12 protein-coding genes are annotated in these 18,242 nt (G+C 61.2%); 7 read left to right on the plus strand and 5 right to left on the minus strand.

Features of this window, described 5'->3' with window-relative positions:
• Positions 1–17: 17 nt before the first annotated feature.
• On the minus strand, positions 18–1,988 hold the full coding sequence (locus AC07X6_RS12705; RefSeq protein WP_494791196.1) for a methyl-accepting chemotaxis protein: 1,971 nt from the start codon (positions 1,986–1,988) through the stop codon (positions 18–20).
• A gap of 520 nt (positions 1,989–2,508) precedes the next feature.
• Between AC07X6_RS12705 and AC07X6_RS12710 the strand changes: the two genes are divergently transcribed.
• The 3 genes from AC07X6_RS12710 to AC07X6_RS12720 all read left to right on the plus strand — a co-directional run bounded on the left by AC07X6_RS12710 (position 2,509) and on the right by AC07X6_RS12720 (position 6,659).
• Complete coding sequence (locus tag AC07X6_RS12710; RefSeq protein WP_494791197.1) at positions 2,509–4,776, plus strand: carboxy terminal-processing peptidase; 2,268 nt, start codon at positions 2,509–2,511, stop codon at positions 4,774–4,776.
• Positions 4,777–5,224: 448 nt separating this feature from the next.
• Positions 5,225–5,650 carry a DUF6088 family protein gene (locus AC07X6_RS12715; RefSeq protein WP_494791198.1) on the plus strand — a complete coding sequence of 142 codons (426 nt, stop codon included), beginning with the start codon at positions 5,225–5,227 and terminating at the stop codon, positions 5,648–5,650.
• Positions 5,613–6,659 (plus strand): nucleotidyl transferase AbiEii/AbiGii toxin family protein, encoded by a 1,047-nt coding sequence (locus tag AC07X6_RS12720; RefSeq protein ID WP_494791199.1) that lies wholly within the window; start codon positions 5,613–5,615, stop codon positions 6,657–6,659. Before AC07X6_RS12715 ends, AC07X6_RS12720 begins: the two co-directional genes overlap by 38 nt.
• A gap of 199 nt (positions 6,660–6,858) precedes the next feature.
• Here AC07X6_RS12720 and AC07X6_RS12725 read toward each other — a convergent pair whose 3' ends face one another.
• On the minus strand, positions 6,859–7,800 hold the full coding sequence (locus AC07X6_RS12725) for a LysR family transcriptional regulator (protein ID WP_494791200.1): 942 nt from the start codon (positions 7,798–7,800) through the stop codon (positions 6,859–6,861).
• 120 nt (positions 7,801–7,920) lie between these two features.
• Between AC07X6_RS12725 and AC07X6_RS12730 the strand changes: the two genes are divergently transcribed.
• Positions 7,921–9,135, plus strand: coding sequence for an MFS transporter (locus AC07X6_RS12730; RefSeq protein ID WP_494791201.1), 1,215 nt, complete (start codon positions 7,921–7,923; stop codon positions 9,133–9,135).
• A 163-nt stretch (positions 9,136–9,298) separates the two neighbouring features.
• Here the strand turns inward: AC07X6_RS12730 and AC07X6_RS12735 are convergent, their stop codons facing one another.
• Entirely contained in the window at positions 9,299–9,982 is a 684-nt protein-coding gene (locus AC07X6_RS12735) for a pentapeptide repeat-containing protein (RefSeq protein WP_494791202.1), read from the minus strand.
• A 309-nt stretch (positions 9,983–10,291) separates the two neighbouring features.
• On the opposite strand from AC07X6_RS12735, the gene alaC reads away from it, so the two are divergent.
• Positions 10,292–11,509, plus strand: coding sequence for an alanine transaminase (gene alaC, locus AC07X6_RS12740; RefSeq protein WP_230539416.1), 1,218 nt, complete (start codon positions 10,292–10,294; stop codon positions 11,507–11,509).
• A 214-nt stretch (positions 11,510–11,723) separates the two neighbouring features.
• Here alaC and AC07X6_RS12745 read toward each other — a convergent pair whose 3' ends face one another.
• Together AC07X6_RS12745 and AC07X6_RS12750 are read right to left on the minus strand one after the other, a co-directional pair.
• Positions 11,724–12,299, minus strand: a complete 576-nt coding sequence (locus AC07X6_RS12745; protein ID WP_494791203.1) for a cohesin domain-containing protein — start codon at positions 12,297–12,299, stop codon at positions 11,724–11,726.
• A 34-nt stretch (positions 12,300–12,333) separates the two neighbouring features.
• On the minus strand, positions 12,334–14,577 hold the full coding sequence (locus AC07X6_RS12750) for an SGNH/GDSL hydrolase family protein (protein ID WP_494791204.1): 2,244 nt from the start codon (positions 14,575–14,577) through the stop codon (positions 12,334–12,336).
• Between the two features lie 617 nt (positions 14,578–15,194).
• On the opposite strand from AC07X6_RS12750, the gene metE reads away from it, so the two are divergent.
• Both metE and AC07X6_RS12760 read left to right on the plus strand, forming a co-directional pair.
• Complete coding sequence (metE, locus tag AC07X6_RS12755; RefSeq protein ID WP_494791205.1) at positions 15,195–17,483, plus strand: 5-methyltetrahydropteroyltriglutamate--homocysteine S-methyltransferase; 2,289 nt, start codon at positions 15,195–15,197, stop codon at positions 17,481–17,483.
• Between the two features lie 238 nt (positions 17,484–17,721).
• Positions 17,722–18,216 carry a hypothetical protein gene (locus tag AC07X6_RS12760; protein ID WP_494787119.1) on the plus strand — a complete coding sequence of 165 codons (495 nt, stop codon included), beginning with the start codon at positions 17,722–17,724 and terminating at the stop codon, positions 18,214–18,216.
• The last annotated feature ends 26 nt before the right edge of the window (positions 18,217–18,242 follow it).

The following is an 18,242-nucleotide window of genomic DNA, read 5'->3' on the forward strand; positions in this document are numbered from 1 at the left end:
GTTGTTTGTCGTTTGAATTACAGCTTGAACACGCCCACCACCTGGTTCAGCTCCTGCGCCTGCTCCTGCAAGGCGTCGGCGGCCGCGGCCGCTTCTTCCACCAGGGCCGCATTCTGCTGGGTTACCTGGTCCATCTGGGCGATGGCCTGGTTGACTTGCTCGATGCCGCTGCGCTGCTCGTCGCTCGCCTGCGCGATTTCCGCCATGATGGTGCTCACTTGCTGCACGCTGGCCACCACCGTGTCCATGGTGGCGCTGGCCTGGCTCACTTGCGAATGGCCCAGGTCCACCGTGCCGGCCGATGCCTGGATCAGATCCTTGATGTCTTTCGCGGCGGCCGTCGAGCGCTGCGCCAGGGTGCGCACCTCGGTGGCGACGACGGCGAAGCCGCGTCCCTGTTCGCCGGCCCGGGCCGCTTCCACGGCCGCGTTCAAGGCCAGGATGTTGGTCTGGAAGGCGATGCCGTCGATGACGCCGATGATGTCGGCGATCTTGCCCGACGAGCTGCGGATGGCGTCCATGGTGCTGGCCACCTGCGCCACGGCCGCGCCGCCTTCGGCTGCCAGGCTGGCCGAGTCGTGCGCCAGCCGGCTTGCCTGCTGCGCGTGATCGACGTTCTGGCGCACGGTGGAACTGAGTTCCTCCATCGAGGCGGCCGTTTCTTCCAGCGAACTGGCTTGCTGTTCCGTCCGGCTCGACAAATCCAGGTTGCCGCTGGCGATTTCACCGGACGCCGTGGCGATTTGCCCGGCGCTGCCGCGCACCTTGCCGACCACTTGCGACAGGTTGTCGCTGATGCGGTTCATGGCGCGCAGCAGGCGGCCGATTTCGTCCAGGCTGCTGGTGTCGAGGTGCACCGTCAGGTCGCCGGCGGCAATTTGCGCGGCGGCCGTTTCGGCGGCGGCCAGCGGGCGCGAGACGAGGGTGCGCACCAGCCAGTACAGCAGCAGGGCGAAGACGAGCAGGGCGATGAAGCCGGAAATGGCCAGCTGGTTGCGCAGCTGGCGCGCTTCCAGGGTGATTTCGTCCGTGAACGTGCCGCCCGCGATGATCCATTGCCAATCCTTGAATTGACGGTAGTACAGCTGCTTTTCGCGCGCGCTGGCAGCCGTTTCGCCCGGCGCCGTCCACGTGTAGCGCATGGCGCCGTCTTTCTGCGCCAGCATTTCCTGGATGAACAGGCGGCCGTCGCTGGCCTTGAACTCGAGCGCGCTCTTGCCTTCGCTGTTCGGGTGCAGCACCATGTGGCCGTAATTGGCGCCGGGCGCCGTATCGAGGATATAGATGTAGCCCGTCTGGCCGATCTTGACCTGGCGAATCTTGTCTTTCAACATGGCCAGATTCTTGCTGATATCGAGGCCGATGAACAGCACGCCGACCACCTTGCCAGCCGCATCGCGCACGGGGTCGTACTGCGTGATGTATTGCTTGCCAAACAAGGTTGCCATGCCGACGAAACGCTGGCCCGCGCGCAGGGGAGCATAGCTGGGGTGGTTGTGGTCGAGCTGGGTGCCGATGGCCCGTTCGCCATCCTGTTTTTTCAGCGAAGTGCTGATGCGCACGAATTCATCGCCGTTGGCGGCGAAGATGGTGGCGATCACGCCCGTCTGGGCCGTGTAGCGGTCGACCACGGCCGTGTCGAGGTTGAGCACCTTGCCGCCGTTGGCCAGGGCCGGCGTGGCCTTGCCGGCCACGGCCACCATGGCGCCCGTGTCGACCGTGAACGGGCCGGGGAATTCGGCCGCGAACAGGCGCGCGAAGCTGGCCGCCTCGTTGACCATGGCGGTATGAAACACTTCCGTGGTCGTCATGACGCTATTGAGTTCGCTGGTGACGGCCGCTTCGGCCCGCTGTTCCAGCACGCGCGAGGTGTTGATACTCATCAAGGCAGTCAGGCTGGCCAGGATCAGGCTGACCAGGGCAAACGTGAAGACGGTAATCTTGCCGCCGACACTCCAGTGGCGGGGGGAGAAGGAAATTGTAGGCATAGTGTGAGTCTGGCAAAGGGTAATCAGCTCGGCCATTCCTGGTCATGACATGACACGCGGGGAGGGGATCTGGTGGGGAATGCGCTTGAAACGGAGGCGCGCCGGCTGTCGGGCCGCGCACAGGCAAGCTGAATTTCAGGGCGCGATGATAGCATGTTGCTTGTGTTTTGTTACTAAGTGTTTCCCGCAGGAATTATTTTTTTGCATAAAAACATCATCTGCATCAAGGATTGCAAAGACTGACTATTGACTTTTTTGATTTCAGTAGTGAATGTTGCTGTTCGTCACGGCCGAACGATGCGATTTTTGTCACGAATGTTTCAGTTTGTAATGAATGAGACGCCGCCTTTAATCCGCGTTTAAGCTTCCAGGAAGAAACTGATCTTCCATGGGAGACTGCCAGGCCGTATCCTGTAGAATAATATGCAGACCAGTCGTGTATTCCCCTTACTGTCTTGCTGGCTGGCGCATGAATAGCTGCGCCGCCTGGAATTGATTCAACTAATTTTCGGAGAAGCCGATGAAGAAGCAAATGATGCTGGTCACCCTGGTGCTTGCCCTGTCAGCCCACGCTGGCGCAGCCCAGACGGACAAGAGCGCCGCTCCTCCGCTCACCATGAAGCCGCTGGCCCAGCAAACGCAGGCCGCCTTGTGGGCATCGCGCGTCCTGACGCGCGTCCATTACAAGGCCATGCCGCTCGACGACGCCATGTCCGAGAAAATCTTTGACCGCTATTTCAAATCCCTGGACGCGGAGAAACTGTTCTTCGTGCAAGCCGACATCGACCGCTTCGCCCCCTTGCGCACCAAGCTGGACGACGCCATCGTCAACGAAGACCTGACGGCGCCGTTCGCCATCTACAACCTGTACCAGCAGCGCTTCGACGAGCGCATGGCGTATGCGCGTGAATTACTCAAAACCAAGTTCGACTTTGCCGCCGACGAGAGCTACCAGATCGACCGCGAAAAGGCCGCCTGGCCGAAGAACGACGAGGAAGTGCGCGACCTGTGGCGCAAGCGCGTGAAGAACGACTGGCTGCGCCTGAAACTGGCGGGCAAGGAAGACAAGGCCATCCGCGAGACGCTGGACAAGCGCTATGAAAGCTACACGACCCGTTCGCGCAAGCTCAACAGTGAAGACGTGTTCCAGATCTTCATGAATTCGTACGCCATGTCGATCGAACCGCATACCAATTACTTGGGCCCGCGCGCCTCGGACAACTTCGACATCGCCATGCGCCTGTCGCTCGAAGGCATCGGCGCCGTGCTGCAGACGCGCGACGAGTACACGGTGGTGCGCGAAGTCGTGCCGGGCAGCCCGGCCGGCTTGTCGGGCAAGCTGAAAGTGGGCGACCGCATCGTCGGCGTGGGGCAGGGCGAAAGCGGCCCCATCACCGAAGTACTGGGCATGCGCATCGACGACGTGGTGCAGCTGATCCGCGGCGCCAAGGATTCCGTCGTGCGCCTCGACATCCTGCCTGCCGACGCCGGCCCGGACGCCAAGCACGTGGTCTTGCCGCTGGTGCGCAAGAAAATCAGCATGGAAGAGCAGGCGGCGAAGAAATCGGTCATCGAAGTGCGCGACAACGGCGTCAAGCGCCGTATCGGCGTCATTTCCCTGCCGACCTTCTACCAGGACTTCGAAGCGCGCCGCCGTGGCGACAAGGATTTTAAAAGCGCCACGCGCGACGTCAGCCGTTTGCTGGCCGAGCTGAAGAAGGACAAGGTCGACAACGTCCTGATCGACTTGCGTAACAACGGCGGCGGTTCGCTGAACGAAGCCGTCGAACTGACGGGACTGTTCATCGACAAGGGCCCGGTCGTGATGCAGCGCAATGCCGAAGGCAAGGTCGACGTGGAAAGCGATACGAATGCGGGCCTGGCCTGGGATGGCCCGATGGGCGTGCTGATCAACCGCGGCTCCGCCTCCGCTTCCGAGATTTTCGCCGCCGCCGTGCAGGATTATGGCCGTGGCGTCATCATCGGCGAAGGCAGCTTCGGCAAGGGCACCGTGCAGACCCTGTTCAACCTCGACCGTTTCGGCGGCAGTGAGAAAGCCCGTTTCGGCGAGCTGAAAATGACCATCGCCCAGTTTTTCCGCATCAATGGCGGCACCACGCAGTTGCGCGGCGTCACCCCCGACATCAAGCTGCCGGCCATGTCGGACACGGAAAACTTCGGTGAATCGAGCTATGACAATGCCTTGCCATGGGTGGCCATCAAGCCGGCGCCGTACATACCGACGGGCGACCTGAAGGATATCGTGCCGCTGCTGGACAAGAAGCATGAAGCGCGCGTGGCCAAGGACAAGGATTTCCAGTACTTGCTCGATGACATCGCTCTCGTCGTCAAGCAGCGCAAGGAAAACCAGATTTCGCTCAATGAAACCGTGCGCCGCAAGGAGCGCGATGCCCAGGAAGCGCGCGCCAAGGCCCGTGAAAAACGCCTGATCGCGCAAATTTCGAATCCGGCCGACGACCTGGTGGTGATTCCCGATCCGAAAGACGTGCTGAAGGGCGCGAAAGCGGCCAGCAAGACGGCCAAGCAGATCGCCGCCGTGAAGGGCGCCTTGCGCACCGATGACGGCCTGCAGGGCGACGAGCGCGCGCTGAGCGCCGAACTGGACGCCGAAACGGCCGCCAAGAGCGCCAAGGACGTGCTGCTGAACGAAGCGGCGCGCATCCTGGCCGACGAAGTGGCGCTGATCAAGGCCGATACCCGTCTGGCATCGAAGGTCTTGCCATATGCCGCCGATGTGAAGGCGACGCCGGTGGCGGCAGCGAAGTAAGGTTTTTTACGCAGTAAAAACCGGTTCCTTGCGGAGCCGGTTTTTTTCGCCCTGATCAGTTATCTGTTTTGCGTATTTCTATCATTCCAACAATCAATTGGATTGATATGCCGCGATGCAGCATAATGCACTTGTCTCCTCTATTCTCCTCCAAGAAAATAGATTCAGCCCGCTCTCGCAGCGGGCTTTTTTTTTGCCCCGGCGGTGTGAATAAGCCGTTGGCAAGCAAATGTTGCCGCTTATGGTGCCCTCCGACTTCAATGGCGACAACTTGGTCAAGAGGTTTGCGGTAATTCTCTCAGGTAATTTATGCCCTTGAAATTGTTTCAGGCATTGCCCGGAAGTCGGTAATGTGTGTCGACGTAAGTCATTGTTATATAAGGATTAGTCTTGACAATTAGCGAGGGATTGCTATAGTCTTTGATGTGCACCCTTGGCAGGAGTGAAAATGAAACTTGAAGAGCGTATGCTTCGGTCAGTGAAACAGCGTACTGGTAATGTAATTTTGCGAACAGAAATAGCCCGTTTGGGAAGTGCATCACAGGTGACCGAGGCACTTAAATCGTTGCAGGCTAAGGGCGTGCTGGTTCGGATTGGGACTGGAGTCTACGCCAAAACACGTAAGAGTTCGGTTACAGGGGCGACTATCCCAGCCGGCAGTCTTGAGACGTTGGCGACTGAGGCGTTGAGAAAATTAGGGGTAACAGTACGCACAAGTAAGGCAGCTGCGGCTTATAATTCCGGTAAGACAACCCAACTTCCAGGGGCCTTCGTTGCCAATACGGGTGGTCGACGCATCCGCAGGAAAATTGCGGTGGGAGGCCGCTCGGTAGTATATGAGAACGATTACGGACAAGCAACAGCGAGCGCTTGAAGACCTCGCTGCTGAAGGGCTCCTTCGGGGGCTGCCGGTACAGACTGCTGAAAAAGATATCCATATCACCGAGCTTCTCAAAGGATTGAGCGAGCTCCAGGTTTCGCACGACCATTTCGGCGACCTCAACACGCGAGGGGGAGAGCTAACTCGCCATGACGTTGGCATTCAGTTAGTTTTCGCTGGTGGGACGTGCCTGTCAAAAGCGCATGGACTCATCAATCGAATGTCGGAAGACATCGATATTAAAGTTTTGCTTTCGCCAACTCCCAAACCGCTGAAGAAGGGGCGCGGAGACCGTGTCCGCTTAATCGCATTACACGAAGTTCTTCCCTCATTGTTGGCGAGGCTGGGATTCCCGTTGCTCGAGTACCCTGACGGAGGTGAAAATCCGCGAATTCGCGATGCGCACCGTTACTATGTGGTCGGGGCCGGTTATAAGTCGGCATACGACCAACTCCCAAGTCTACGGCCCGAGCTTAAGCTTGAACTGATTCAACGTCACCCTCTTTTGCCACTCGAAAAGCGAGAGTTCGGCTACCTCTATGAATCGTTGGCGGGTATTGCGCCTAGCACAACGCTCTCGATTGATTGCATTTCAGTTGCTGAGACCACGGCGGAAAAAGTTCTGTCCTTGCTGCGACGTTGCGCATACAAATGGGATGGCCACCAGATTAAAGGAGATATCGACCCCGCGCTGGTGCGACATGTCTACGATGTCGCCAGGATTTTGGAGCAGTCGGGTGATTCACTTACGGCCGCCAGGGACATCTTCCCACAGCTTGTCATGAGTGACCGAGATGAATTCAAAGGGCAAAACCCCGAATTCGATGTCGATCCCGTGTCTGTGCTTAAGCGGACTTTGATTGCAGCGAAAGAAAATGGCGAGCTGAAAGAGCGCTACATGCGAAACCTCATGCCACTTGTCTATGACCTTGACCCGCCGAGTTTCGAAAATTCCTTCGCTTCCTTTGAGGCCGTTGCGCACTATTTTCTGGCCGCTTGCTAATAGTTTGCGGGTGGCTTCCTAATTCCCCAGTCTAGCTGGAGAAAGCCACGATTGATGCCGACTATTGGGTAAAAATTCCGTGCATGAGCCCGGCCTTTTCATCGGCGCCATATCCACTCTGTCGAGTCAGCACGGTTGCGATCCAAAGGTAGAAGGACCTCGTGTAACACTGGAATTCTTCAAGAATTGGGTCTCCTGCTTATTGACGCCTTGCCCCGGATTCCATATGCCCGCCTTGCACATCCGTATTTTCCGCCAGCAGTGCCGTGATCCAGCCGGCAAACGCCTGCAGCTTGGGCGTGGCCAGGCGGCCTTGTGGCGTCAGCAGCGACATCGGCATGGGCGTGGGCGGGTGGTCGGCCAGCACGGCGACCAGCGCGCCGCTGTCGAGGTGCTGGCGCACCTGGTACACGGCTGCCTGTGCCAGTCCCAGCCCCTGCAGCGCGCAAGCAACGCTGGCGTCCGCGTCGTTGACGGCGATGGGGCCGGCCATCTGCACGCGCAGCACTTCCTTGCCTTGTTGAAAATCCCAATCGAAGGCGCGGCCCGTGCGGCCCGAGTAATGCATGATGCCCTGGTGCGTGGCCAGGTCGGCCAGGGTGTGCGGCGTGCCGTGCCGCGCCAGGTAGGCGGGCGCGGCGCACGTGACGAAGCGCATCAGGCCGATCTGCTTGCCGATGAAGGCGGAATCTTGCAAGGTGCCCACGCGCAAGGCGCAATCGATGCCTTCCTGCGTCAGGTCGACCAGGCGGTCCGTCAGGCTCAGCTGCAATTGCACGTCCGGCCAGGCGGCGTGGAAGTGCGCGATATGGGGGATGATCAGGCGCCGTCCCACCGTATTGGGTAGATTGATGCGCAGCAAGCCGCGCGGCTTTGTCGCGTCGGGGCCGCGAAACGCCAGTTCCGCCGTATCGACGGCCTTCAAAATATCAATGCAATGGCGAAAGTAATCTGCCCCTTCCGGCGTTAGCGACAAGCGGCGCGTGGTTCGTTGCAGCAATTGCGTGCCCAGGTAGGCTTCCAGCTTTTGCAGGGTGGCCGTCAGCGCGGCACGGGGCAAATTCAAGGTTTCGGCCGCCTTGGAAAAACTGTTGGCTTCGACGATGCGCACGAAGGTCTGCATGGCCTTGATCTTGTCCATAGGATAGCTTTCATTCTCATTGTTCATTTTATGTGAAAAGTATAAGTGGATTATGCCCTGATTATCTTAGGCCCGGTTTTGCCTAGAATGGCAACATCCCTATCGAACCGAGGAAACAACATGAACAAGGCCTCATCTTCCACTCCCCACGACATTGCGCCCGCCATGGTGCTGCTGCTGGCCATCGCTTCCGGCCTGATCGTCGCCAATCTGTACTACGCGCAAACCCTCGTCGGGCCCATCAGCGCCTCGACGGGCCTGTCGGCCAAGGCGGCCGGGCTGATCGTCACGCTGACGCAAGTGGGCTATACCCTGGGCCTGCTGTTTGTCGTGCCGCTGGGCGACTTGCTGGAAAACCGCCGCCTGATCGTCACGGCCTTGCTGGTGACGGCCACGGCCCTCGTGGCTGCGGCCCTCTCCACGGGCGCCATTGTCTTCCTCGCCGCCGCACTGGCCATCGGCCTCGGTTCCGTGGCGGCGCAAGTGATCGTGCCGTTTGCCGCCCACCTGTCGCAGGAAGCGACGCGGGGGCAAACGGTGGGCAAGGTGGTCAGCGGCTTGCTGCTGGGCATCATGCTGGCCCGCCCCGTGGCCTCGCTGGTGGCCGCGCACGCCAGCTGGCACGTGGTGTTTGGCGGCGCCGCCGTGCTGATGGTGCTGCTGGCGCTGGTGCTGCGCCGCGCCTTGCCCATGCGTCAGCCCGTGTCCAGCATGAAATATTCTGCGCTGATGGCGTCGCTGTGGCACTTGCTGCTGGGCACGCCCGTGCTGCGCCGCCGCGCCGCCTATCACGCGGGCCTGTTTGGCGCCTTCAGCCTGTTCTGGACCGTCACGCCGCTGGTGCTGGCCAGCCCCGCGTTCGGCCTGTCGCAAACGGGCATCGCCATCTTTGCCTTGGTGGGCATGGCGGGCGCCGTCGCTTCGCCCATCGCCGGCCGCTTGGCCGATGCGGGCCACACCTTGCCGGCCACGGCCGCCGCGCTGGCGCTGGGCATCGCCGCGTTTGCCTTGCCGATGTTCGCGCCGGAGTCGAAACACGTGGCGCTGGGCTTGCTGGTGGCGGCGTCCATCGTGCTCGACATGGGCGTGGCGGCGAATCTTGTGCTGGGCCAGCGCGCCATCTTCAGCCTGGGCGCGGAAGTGCGGGGCCGCCTGAACGGCCTGTATTTCGCGCTGTTCTTCGCGGGCGGCGCGGCCGGCTCGGCCGTCGGCGCCTGGGTGTACGCGAGCTATGGCTGGCCAGCGACTTTGCTGACCGGTATGGCGTTTCCGGGCCTGGCCCTGCTGGTGTGGCTGGGCGAATTTTTACCGCTGGCCACGCGCCGCACGGCTTGAAACCCTGATGGGGCCTCATTATCACTGATGGATATTTCTATCATCATGAAGATAAAGTGGCGTGATATGCCGCGATGCCGCAAGATGCACTTGTCTCCTCTATCTCCTCCAAGGAAATAGATTCAGCCCGCTTCCATAGCGGGCTTTTTTTTGCCTGTGTTTTTTAAATGACCACCAGGTCCAGCGCGCGCATGAAGTTGGCCGCCTGCGCATGCGTGATGACGGCGCCTTTCAGCAAGGATGCTTCGCTCAGCCTGAAACCATCGATATCGGCGCCGCGCAAGTCCGCGCCCTGGAACTTCGCCAGCTTGATGGTGGCGTTGCGCAGGCTGCCCCCTTCGAAGACGGCCTCGCGGAAGTCGCAGCCGGCCAGGTAGGCGTCGGAAAAATCCAGCTGTTTCAGTATTGCCTTGCGGAACGAGAAGCCGCGCAGGTCGGCGCCTACCAGCAGGCTGTCTTCGAACGTCAAGCCCAGGTGGGCCGCTTCCTCGAACGAGGCGCCCGTCAGCTTGCAGCCACGGTAGGTGGCCGAGGCCAGCTTGGCGCGCCGCCATTTCGTGTTGTTCAGGTCGCAGCCTTCGAAGCTGGCATCGACGGCATCGACGGATTCGAAGTCGGCGCTGCCGGCGCGGCAGCGGCGCCAGGTGCTGCGCGCCAGTTTGCTGGCGAACAAGTTGGTGTCGGCAAAGGTGCAGCGCTCGAAGGTGCAGCCCTGCAAATCGAGGCGCGACAGGTCTTCGCCGTCGAAGGCGCAATCGATGAAGTGGCGCACAGGCAGGGCCAGCTGCTGCTCGATGCCGGCGCGGTCCAGGGTCATGCCAGTTACTGCGGTGTCGTGTGTTGCCATCCGTTTATTATTCCTAATCAAAGCAGGGGAGGGATGGCGCGGCGGGAAAATGCACGAACCAGAACACCTCCCCGGCTGGTGTAACAGCCAAGGGTCAGCGCCGTGGGTCCGCGTGGGCGGGAGCATGCCGGACGGTGCCGGGCACTTACCGGGTTACCAACCGGTGCGCTCATTTTCGATCAGCGCGTATTGTAGCTTGTCCGAATCGGCCTTGCCAGTTCTTGCGAAGCCGGGTTAGTATCGTTGCAGGCGCAGCCACTGCGCCAACGTCGCTCGGACGGATCCGGGCGCTTACGTATAGAGATAACCATGACCGACAGCCAAGCTCCGCGCAGCTTTTCGCGCATCAATCGTCTTCCCCCCTACGTTTTCAACATCACCGCCGAACTCAAGATGGCCGCGCGCCGCCGTGGCGAGGACATCATCGACATGTCGATGGGCAATCCCGATGGCGCCACGCCGGCCCACATCGTGGACAAGCTGGTCGAGACGGTGAAACGCCCCGACACGCATGGCTATTCCGCCTCCAAGGGTATTCCTCGCCTGCGCCGCGCGATTGCACATTGGTACAAGAAGCGCTACGAGGTCGACATCGACCCGGACAGTGAAGCCATCGTCACCATCGGCTCGAAGGAGGGCCTGGCCCACCTGATGCTGGCGACGCTGGACCGGGGCGACACGGTGCTGGTGCCCAATCCCAGCTACCCGATCCACATCTGGGGCGCCGTGATCGCGGGCGCCGATATCCGCTCCGTGCGCATGGGGCCGGGCGTGGATTTCTTTGCCGAACTGGAGCGGGCGATCCGCGAAAGCTACCCGAAACCGAAGATGATGGTGCTGGGCTTCCCGTCGAATCCCACGGCGCAATGCGTGGAACTGGAATTCTTTGAAAGAGTCGTGGCACTGGCGAAACAGCACAATATCCTCGTGGTGCATGACCTGGCGTATGCCGACATCACCTTCGATGGCTGGAAGGCGCCGTCCATCATGCAGGTGCCGGGCGCGCGCGACGTGGCCGTGGAATTTTTCACCATGTCGAAAAGCTACAACATGGCGGGCTGGCGCATCGGCTTCATGGTGGGCAATGCGGAACTGGTGGCGGCCCTGGCGCGCATCAAGAGCTACCACGACTATGGCAGTTTTACCCCGGTGCAAGTGGCGGCCATTGCCGCGCTGGAAGGCGACCAGAGTTGCGTGACGGAAATCTGCGCGCAATACCAGCGCCGCCGCGACGTGCTGGTGAAAGGGTTGCATGAAGCGGGCTGGATGGTGGAAAAGCCGAAGGCCTCGATGTATATCTGGGCGCATATCCCCGAGGCTTATCGCCACCTGGGCTCGCTGGAATTTGCCAAGCTGCTGCTGCAAAAAGCGAAAGTGAGCGTATCGCCCGGCATCGGCTTCGGCGAATACGGCGATGAATACGTGCGCTTCGCCCTGATCGAAAACGAGGCGCGGGTACGGCAAGCCTTGCGTGGCATCAAGAATATGTTGCGTTCCGGCGACGGGAAAGCGGAAGCGGCCGCATAAAAGTTGCCACATGGAATTCTTCGTTGCCCTTAATATCACTGCCGCGTATTTCTGACATCACGAATATAAAGTGGTTTTATATGCTGCAACGCGGCATCATGCATCTGTCTCCTCTATCTTCCTCCAAGAAAATAGATTCAGCCCGCTCCCGCAGCGGGCTTTTTTTTGCCCGGCCGGGCCTAAGGTTCAGCGATGCGCAAACGGCGCATGTCGCTCAAGGATTGTGGCGGCGCCGCAGCACCCAGGCCATGCCCAGCAGCATGGGCGCCAGCAGCACCAGCGTGCCCGGTTCCGTGACCACCGCGATCGGCGCGGGCAATGGCGCAACGAAGGCGATGTCTGCCAGGTTCGAATCGAGCAGGATGATGTCCGACAGCTTGAGCGTCGCAATGCCGCTGGCGTTGCGCGACCGGAACTCGATGCCCGCCAGGGCACCGGTGCCATTCACGCCGGGCAGGCTGCCGGTCAGCGTGCCCAGCGTGAACGAGATGCGTCCCGCCACATTGTCTATCATGCCGGGAAAGAAGATGGTGGGGCCGCCGATGGACAGCAGGCCGCCTTCGGCGACGCTGGTGGCCGAGAGCAGCCTGGGATCGAACGACAGATCGAACTGAAAGGCGAACAGGTCGGCGGCGTCATGAATCACGATATTGACGCCAAAGCTTTGGTCGTGCCCGACGAACAGGGTCTCGGGCTCGATGTCGATGACCGGGGTGGCACGGGCCTGGAGGCTACAGGCCAGCAAGGCGCCCAGGGCCCAGAGGCAAATCGATGTCAGTCGGGTGGCCATGTCGTGCTCCTCTTCAGGTCAGGTTCGGTGTGGATCAAAGCGGGCAAGCGGCGCCTGCCGGCAGCTTCTGCGCGATCAAGGCCAGGTCCCGCACGTCGACCACGCCATCGTTGTTGACGTCGCCGTTCACCCGGGGACCGCGCTGTCCCAGCCAGAGGCGGACCAGCGCCACGTCGGCACAGTTGACTTCGCCGACCGTAATGCGCAACACGTGGTTTTGCTCGGCTAACTCTCCGCGCAAGATGAGTTTGCCTGGAAGCAGGGGCAGGCGCAGCACGCCCGGCACGGGCGAGATGCCACCGCCCGCGCGCAGGATGTCGGTGCTGTCGCCCGGCCGGAGCGTGACGCCGGGTGCCAGCGTCACGTAGATCTCGCCCTCCAGTTCCGCGCCGGCCGCGACCTCGAGCCGCGTCGGGTTGCTGCTGGCAAAGGCGTCCGGCAGCTGGATCTGGCCGTTCAACGGCAGGAACAGGTCGCCCTTGATCTGGCGTATGCCCCGCAGCCGCAACACGCCGTTGTTGACGAACTGGGCTTGGAGTGTGCCGCCGGTGTAGTCGAAGGTGCCGTTGTTGTAGATAAAGAGCGCGCTCAGGGCGCCGCGCGCCAGCGTGTAGGCGCTATGGCCGCCGCCGATCGACAGCGTGCCCTCGAAGCCGCTGACGATCGGCCCCTTGGCTTCGATCTGGTGGCTGCCGCCATTCTGGATGAACACGCCAGTGCCATCCATGCCTACCCATTCTTCGTTGCTGGACAGGATGCCCTGGTTCAAGGTGTAGCTGCCGACACCGCTGGCGCCGTAGCCCAGGGTCAGGCGGCGCAGCACCTCGTTGCTGCCATTGTCTTGCGTAAAGCTGCCGCTGCCTTTAAACCCGAGGTCCGCCACCTCGGACCTGAGCGTGGCGTCCTCGCCGTCGAGCACCCAGGTGCCGGCGCTGCCCGCTTCCGCACCGAGCAGCAGGGTCGGCGTAATCAGGGTCCCGCCGGTCTGTTCCAGCCGCCCCTTGCCGCCGATGCCGATGGCGGTCAGCATGGCTTCCAGGTCCGCCTGCGCGCGCAGCGTCATGTTGCCGGTGCCGCTGGCATCGATCCTGAGGTCGAGCAGCTGGGCCGGCGCGGCGGCGCTGTCGCGCGTCACGGTCCGGTCGATATCGTCATGCTGCAGCAGATACACCGTACCGCTCGTCGGCTGGCCAATGCCGCCCGTCCCGTCCGGGGTTGCGGACCAGTTGTCGCCGTCTTCCCAGAAACCGCTGCCATTGATCCAGTAATGCGTATTGCTCGCGAAAAATGCCTGCAGGGCGACGAACCAGGCGGGCGCCAGCTTGTCGTAACCGTGCTGGGTGGCCGGATGGGTGCCGTCCGTGAAGTCCGCCAGCGTCAGCTGCGCGCCGGCGTCCACAAAGTGCGTATTGTTGTACTGCAATGCCAGCGTGCGGACATTGTTGTTGTAGTCGCCAATATATTTGTTCAGGATGTATTCGCCCAGCAAGCGCAGCGCAAGCTCGTACTCGCTCGCCGTCAGGGCGGCATCACCGTCCGCATCAGCCGCTTTGAAGATGCCGCCCGGGTCAGGGTTCAGTTTCCTGCGAGCCACGAAAGCGTTCACCGCGCTGGTGAACTTCGCCTGATCGACCGCGCCGCTTTGGCCGCCGACTATGTCAAACAAGAGTCCTTGTGATTTCAGGTAAGCGAGCAGGGTGTGCGTTACCTTTGGCCCGGTGCCGTCGAGGGGATAGCCGATCGGCGGGATGGACGAGACAAAGATCTCCACCTTCTCGCCGCGGTCCTGATAGTCCTTGTTGATTTTCCCGATCAGCGTGTCAAGCTCGCCGGCCGAGGCGACCAGGCCCAGGGCGCCGAGACCGGAGCGGACGTCGACTTGCCTGAAATCGTTGGCGCCGGCCATCAGCAGGATGATGGCCGGATGGAAGGTGTTCCATGCTGCCGTGCCCGTGATATTGGCGACCGTGGCGCCCACAGTGCCTTGATGGGCAAGGTAGTTGGGCGGGTCGGAGGGGTCATGGCCGGCGCCCACGTAGTCGATTTTCTTGCCGGCCGCGAGCAGGTCGCTGAGCAGCTTCAGCCGGTAGCTGCGCTCGGGCCTCAAGGGATAGCCGGCCGTCAGCGAATCGCCCAGCGGCATCACTTTGATCTGCAGTGGCGGCTCGTCCGCGCAGGCGAGCGATGCCGCGCCCAGCCACCACAGCAAGATGAAGGTGCGCAGGATCTGCCGCGTCCATGAAAACAGGCTGGCGTTGCGTGGGGAAGTGCAGGACATAAATCCTCCGGACGGGCTGCATGGCATCGACATGGCGACTAGTCCGCGATCTGCCGGGCTGCTGCCTCAGGCCGAGCCACGCAAATCATGTGCCAGGCGCCGCAAGAGCTTGATTTTTCACTGTATTTATTTGGCTCAACGGACCAGTCCGGAGGGAATGTAAAAAAATCCGGCAGCGTGCGCCCGGGCGAGCGGGCGCGCTCGAATGTCTTGTGCGCACTGCACAGTGCGCATTCGATCGATGCCTGGCCGTGCCGATCCGCGGCTGGAGCGCCGCTGCGCGTTCGCCGCCGCAGCCTGCCGGAAACGAGATATTGATAAACTATATTTCTATCATCACAACATGCAATTGGATAACTATGCTGCGATGCGGCATCATGCATCTGTCTCCTCTATCTTCCTCCAAGGAAATAGATTCAGCCCGCTCCCGCAGCGGGCTTTTTTTTGCCCGTGAGCCGTCCTGGAATACGTTGACACTTTTTCGATGCCGCGCAAGACGGCCGGATGGATTCTGGAATTCACATGAGTATTAATAATGGATATATGAAGTTTTACCATTATTTTTCATGGATGAAAGCCTCTATGATGACTCCATACTTCACTGGGAGGCAATCACCATGACCGTCACGACACACAATCTGGGTTACCCGCGCATCGGCGCCCAACGCGAACTGAAATTCGCCCTGGAAGACTACTGGAAGGGCCAAAGCAGCCTGGACGCGCTGGAAGGCCAGGGCGCCGAGTTGCGCCAGCGTCACTGGCAAGACCAGCACGCGCTGGACTTCGCGCCCGTGGGCGACTTTTCCTTCTATGACCAGGTGCTGGACCTGAGTTTTACGCTGGGCAACCTGCCGCAGCGCGTGCGCGGCCTGGCAGGTGCCGCGCTCGACAACTATTTCCGCGTGGCCCGTGGCCGCTCCGCCAGCGACAGCGATTGCAGCTGCGTCCACGCCGGCGAAATGACGAAATGGTTCGACACCAATTACCACTACATCGTGCCGGAATTTTCGGCCGAGACGCAATTCAAGCTCGACAGCAGCCGCCTGCTGCGGCAACTGGCGCAAGCGCGCCAGCTGAACGTGAAAGCCAAGCCCGTGCTGATCGGCCCCGTCACCTACTTGTGGCTGGGCAAGGCCAAGGACGACTCCGACAAGCTGGCGCTGCTGCAAGGCTTGCTGCCCGTCTACGTGCAATTGCTGCAGGAACTGGCCGCGCAAGGCGTGGAATGGGTGCAGATCGATGAACCGGTCCTCGTCACGGAACTCGACGGCGCGTGGCAGCAGGCCCTCGTCACGGCCTATGATGCCTTGAGCAAGGTCAAGCACGTCAAACTGTTGCTGGCCACGTATTTCGGCAAGCTGCAAGACAATTTGCCGCTGGCGTGCAAGCTGCCCGTGCAAGGCTTGCACCTGGACGCGATCAATGCCCGCGATGAAGTGGAAGAAGTCATCGCCCAATTGCCCGCCAGCAGCGTGCTGTCGCTGGGCGTCGTAAATGGCCGCAATATCTGGAAGACGGATTTGAATGCAGTGCTGGCATGGCTGGAACCCGTGCACGCCAGCCTGCAATCGCGTCTGTGGATCGCGCCGTCGTGCTCGCTGCTGCACGTGCCCGTCGACCTGAACAGCGAACAAAAGCTCGACGCCGACATTCAATCCTGGCTGGCCTTCGCCCGCCAGAAGCTCGATGAAGTGCACACCATCGCCGGCGCCCTGAATAAGGGCCGCGCCGCCGTGCAGGCGGCGCTGGACGCCAATCATGCCGCCGTGCAAGCGCGCCAGCAGTCGACCCGCGTGCACAATCCGGCAGTGAAGGCGGCCGTGGCGCGCATCGATGCGAGGCTGGGCCAGCGCGCCAGCGGCTATGCCGAGCGTGCCGCCAAGCAAGCTGCGCTGCTGCAACTGCCGCTGTATCCGACGACGACCATCGGCTCCTTCCCGCAGACGGCGGAAATCCGCCAGGCGCGCAGCCAGTTCCGCAGCGGCCAGCTCGATGCAGCCGCCTACAAGCAGCTGATGCAGGCGGAAATCGCCCATTGTGTGCAGGAACAGGAAACCCTGGGCCTGGACGTGTTCGTGCACGGCGAAGCGGAACGCAACGACATGGTGGAATACTTCGGCGAACAGCTGGACGGCTACGCCTTCAGCCAGTTCGGCTGGGTGCAATCGTACGGTTCGCGCTGCGTCAAACCGCCCATCTTGTTCGGCGACATCAGCCGCCCGCGCGCCATGACGGTCGAGTGGAGCACCTATGCCCAGTCGCTGACGGACAAGCCGATGAAAGGCATGCTGACGGGCCCCGTCACCATCCTGAACTGGTCTTTCGTGCGCGACGACCAGCCCCGCAGCGTGTCGTGCTACCAGCTGGCGCTGGCCATGCGCGCCGAAGTGCAGGACCTGGAGCGGGCCGGTATCCGCGTGATCCAGATCGACGAGGCGGCCTTGCGCGAAGGCTTGCCACTGCGCAAGTCGCAATGGGCCGAGTACCTGCGCTGGGCCGTGGAATCGTTCCGCATCACGGCCAATGGCGTGGCCGATGAAACGCAGATCCACACGCACATGTGCTATTCGGAATTCAACGACATCATCGCGCAGATCGCCGGCATGGATGCGGACGTCATCACCATTGAAACGTCGCGTTCCGACATGGAATTGCTCGACGCCTTCGATGATTTTAATTACCCGAACGCAATCGGCCCCGGCGTCTACGACATTCACTCGCCCAACATTCCAAGCCAGGAACAGATGGTGAGCCTGATGCGCAAGGCGGCCGAACGCATTCCCGCGCAGCGCCTGTGGGTCAACCCCGACTGCGGCCTGAAGACGCGCGGCTGGAAGGAAGTCATTCCCGCGCTGGCGAATATGGTGGCGGCAGCGAAAACCTTGCGTGGCGATAACGTTGCCTGAGGACGGCAGGGGAGAGGGCAGATATAGAGAATAGCTATTTCTATCATCACAACATGCAATTGGATTTGTATGTTGCGATGCGGCATCATTGCACCTGTCTCCTCTACTTCCTCACAGGAATTAGATTCAGCCCGCTCCCGCAGCGGGCTTTTTTTTGCCGTTGCACCTTATCGCGCGGGCCGCCACGGCTGCATCGCTTAAGATACCCTTGCTAAACCATGCACAAGGAGACAAGTTGATGACACCTTTGTTTTACGCAGCCGGCATGCTGGCGCTGATGGCGCTCGGCGCATGCTCGGAGGAGCGGCATCCGCTTGATCGCCACTTGGGCCAGTTGCGTCCGGAGACGGTCGCCGCGCTGCCTGATATGGGGTGGCCGCCCGGCACGCTGCTGTGCCCGCTGACCATGTATCAGAGCGAGCTGCCCGGTTCGGCGCCTCCTGCGGACAGGGTCAACGCCTTCCTTAAGCAAAAGCAATTCCTGGGGGATGAAGGCCTTTGGTCGCTCATCGTTGTCAAACCGATGCCCGAAGGGGACGCCGGCATCGAACAGTTGCTTTTCAAGCGCGCGGACTATGACGTGTTCAATGAGCCGGAAATGCTCAAGCGCGATGGAGGGACATTGCCGACGGGGTTTGTGCCGCAGACTTGCGTATCGGTGGAACGCGCCCGCGTGCTGGTCACTCGCCCGCAAAGATCGGATCGAACGCTGATCGTTTTTGGAGCGGCCTGAACGAGATATTGATAGACGCTATTTCT

The organism is Janthinobacterium sp. GW460-12-1-14-LB5 (assembly GCF_059423585.1).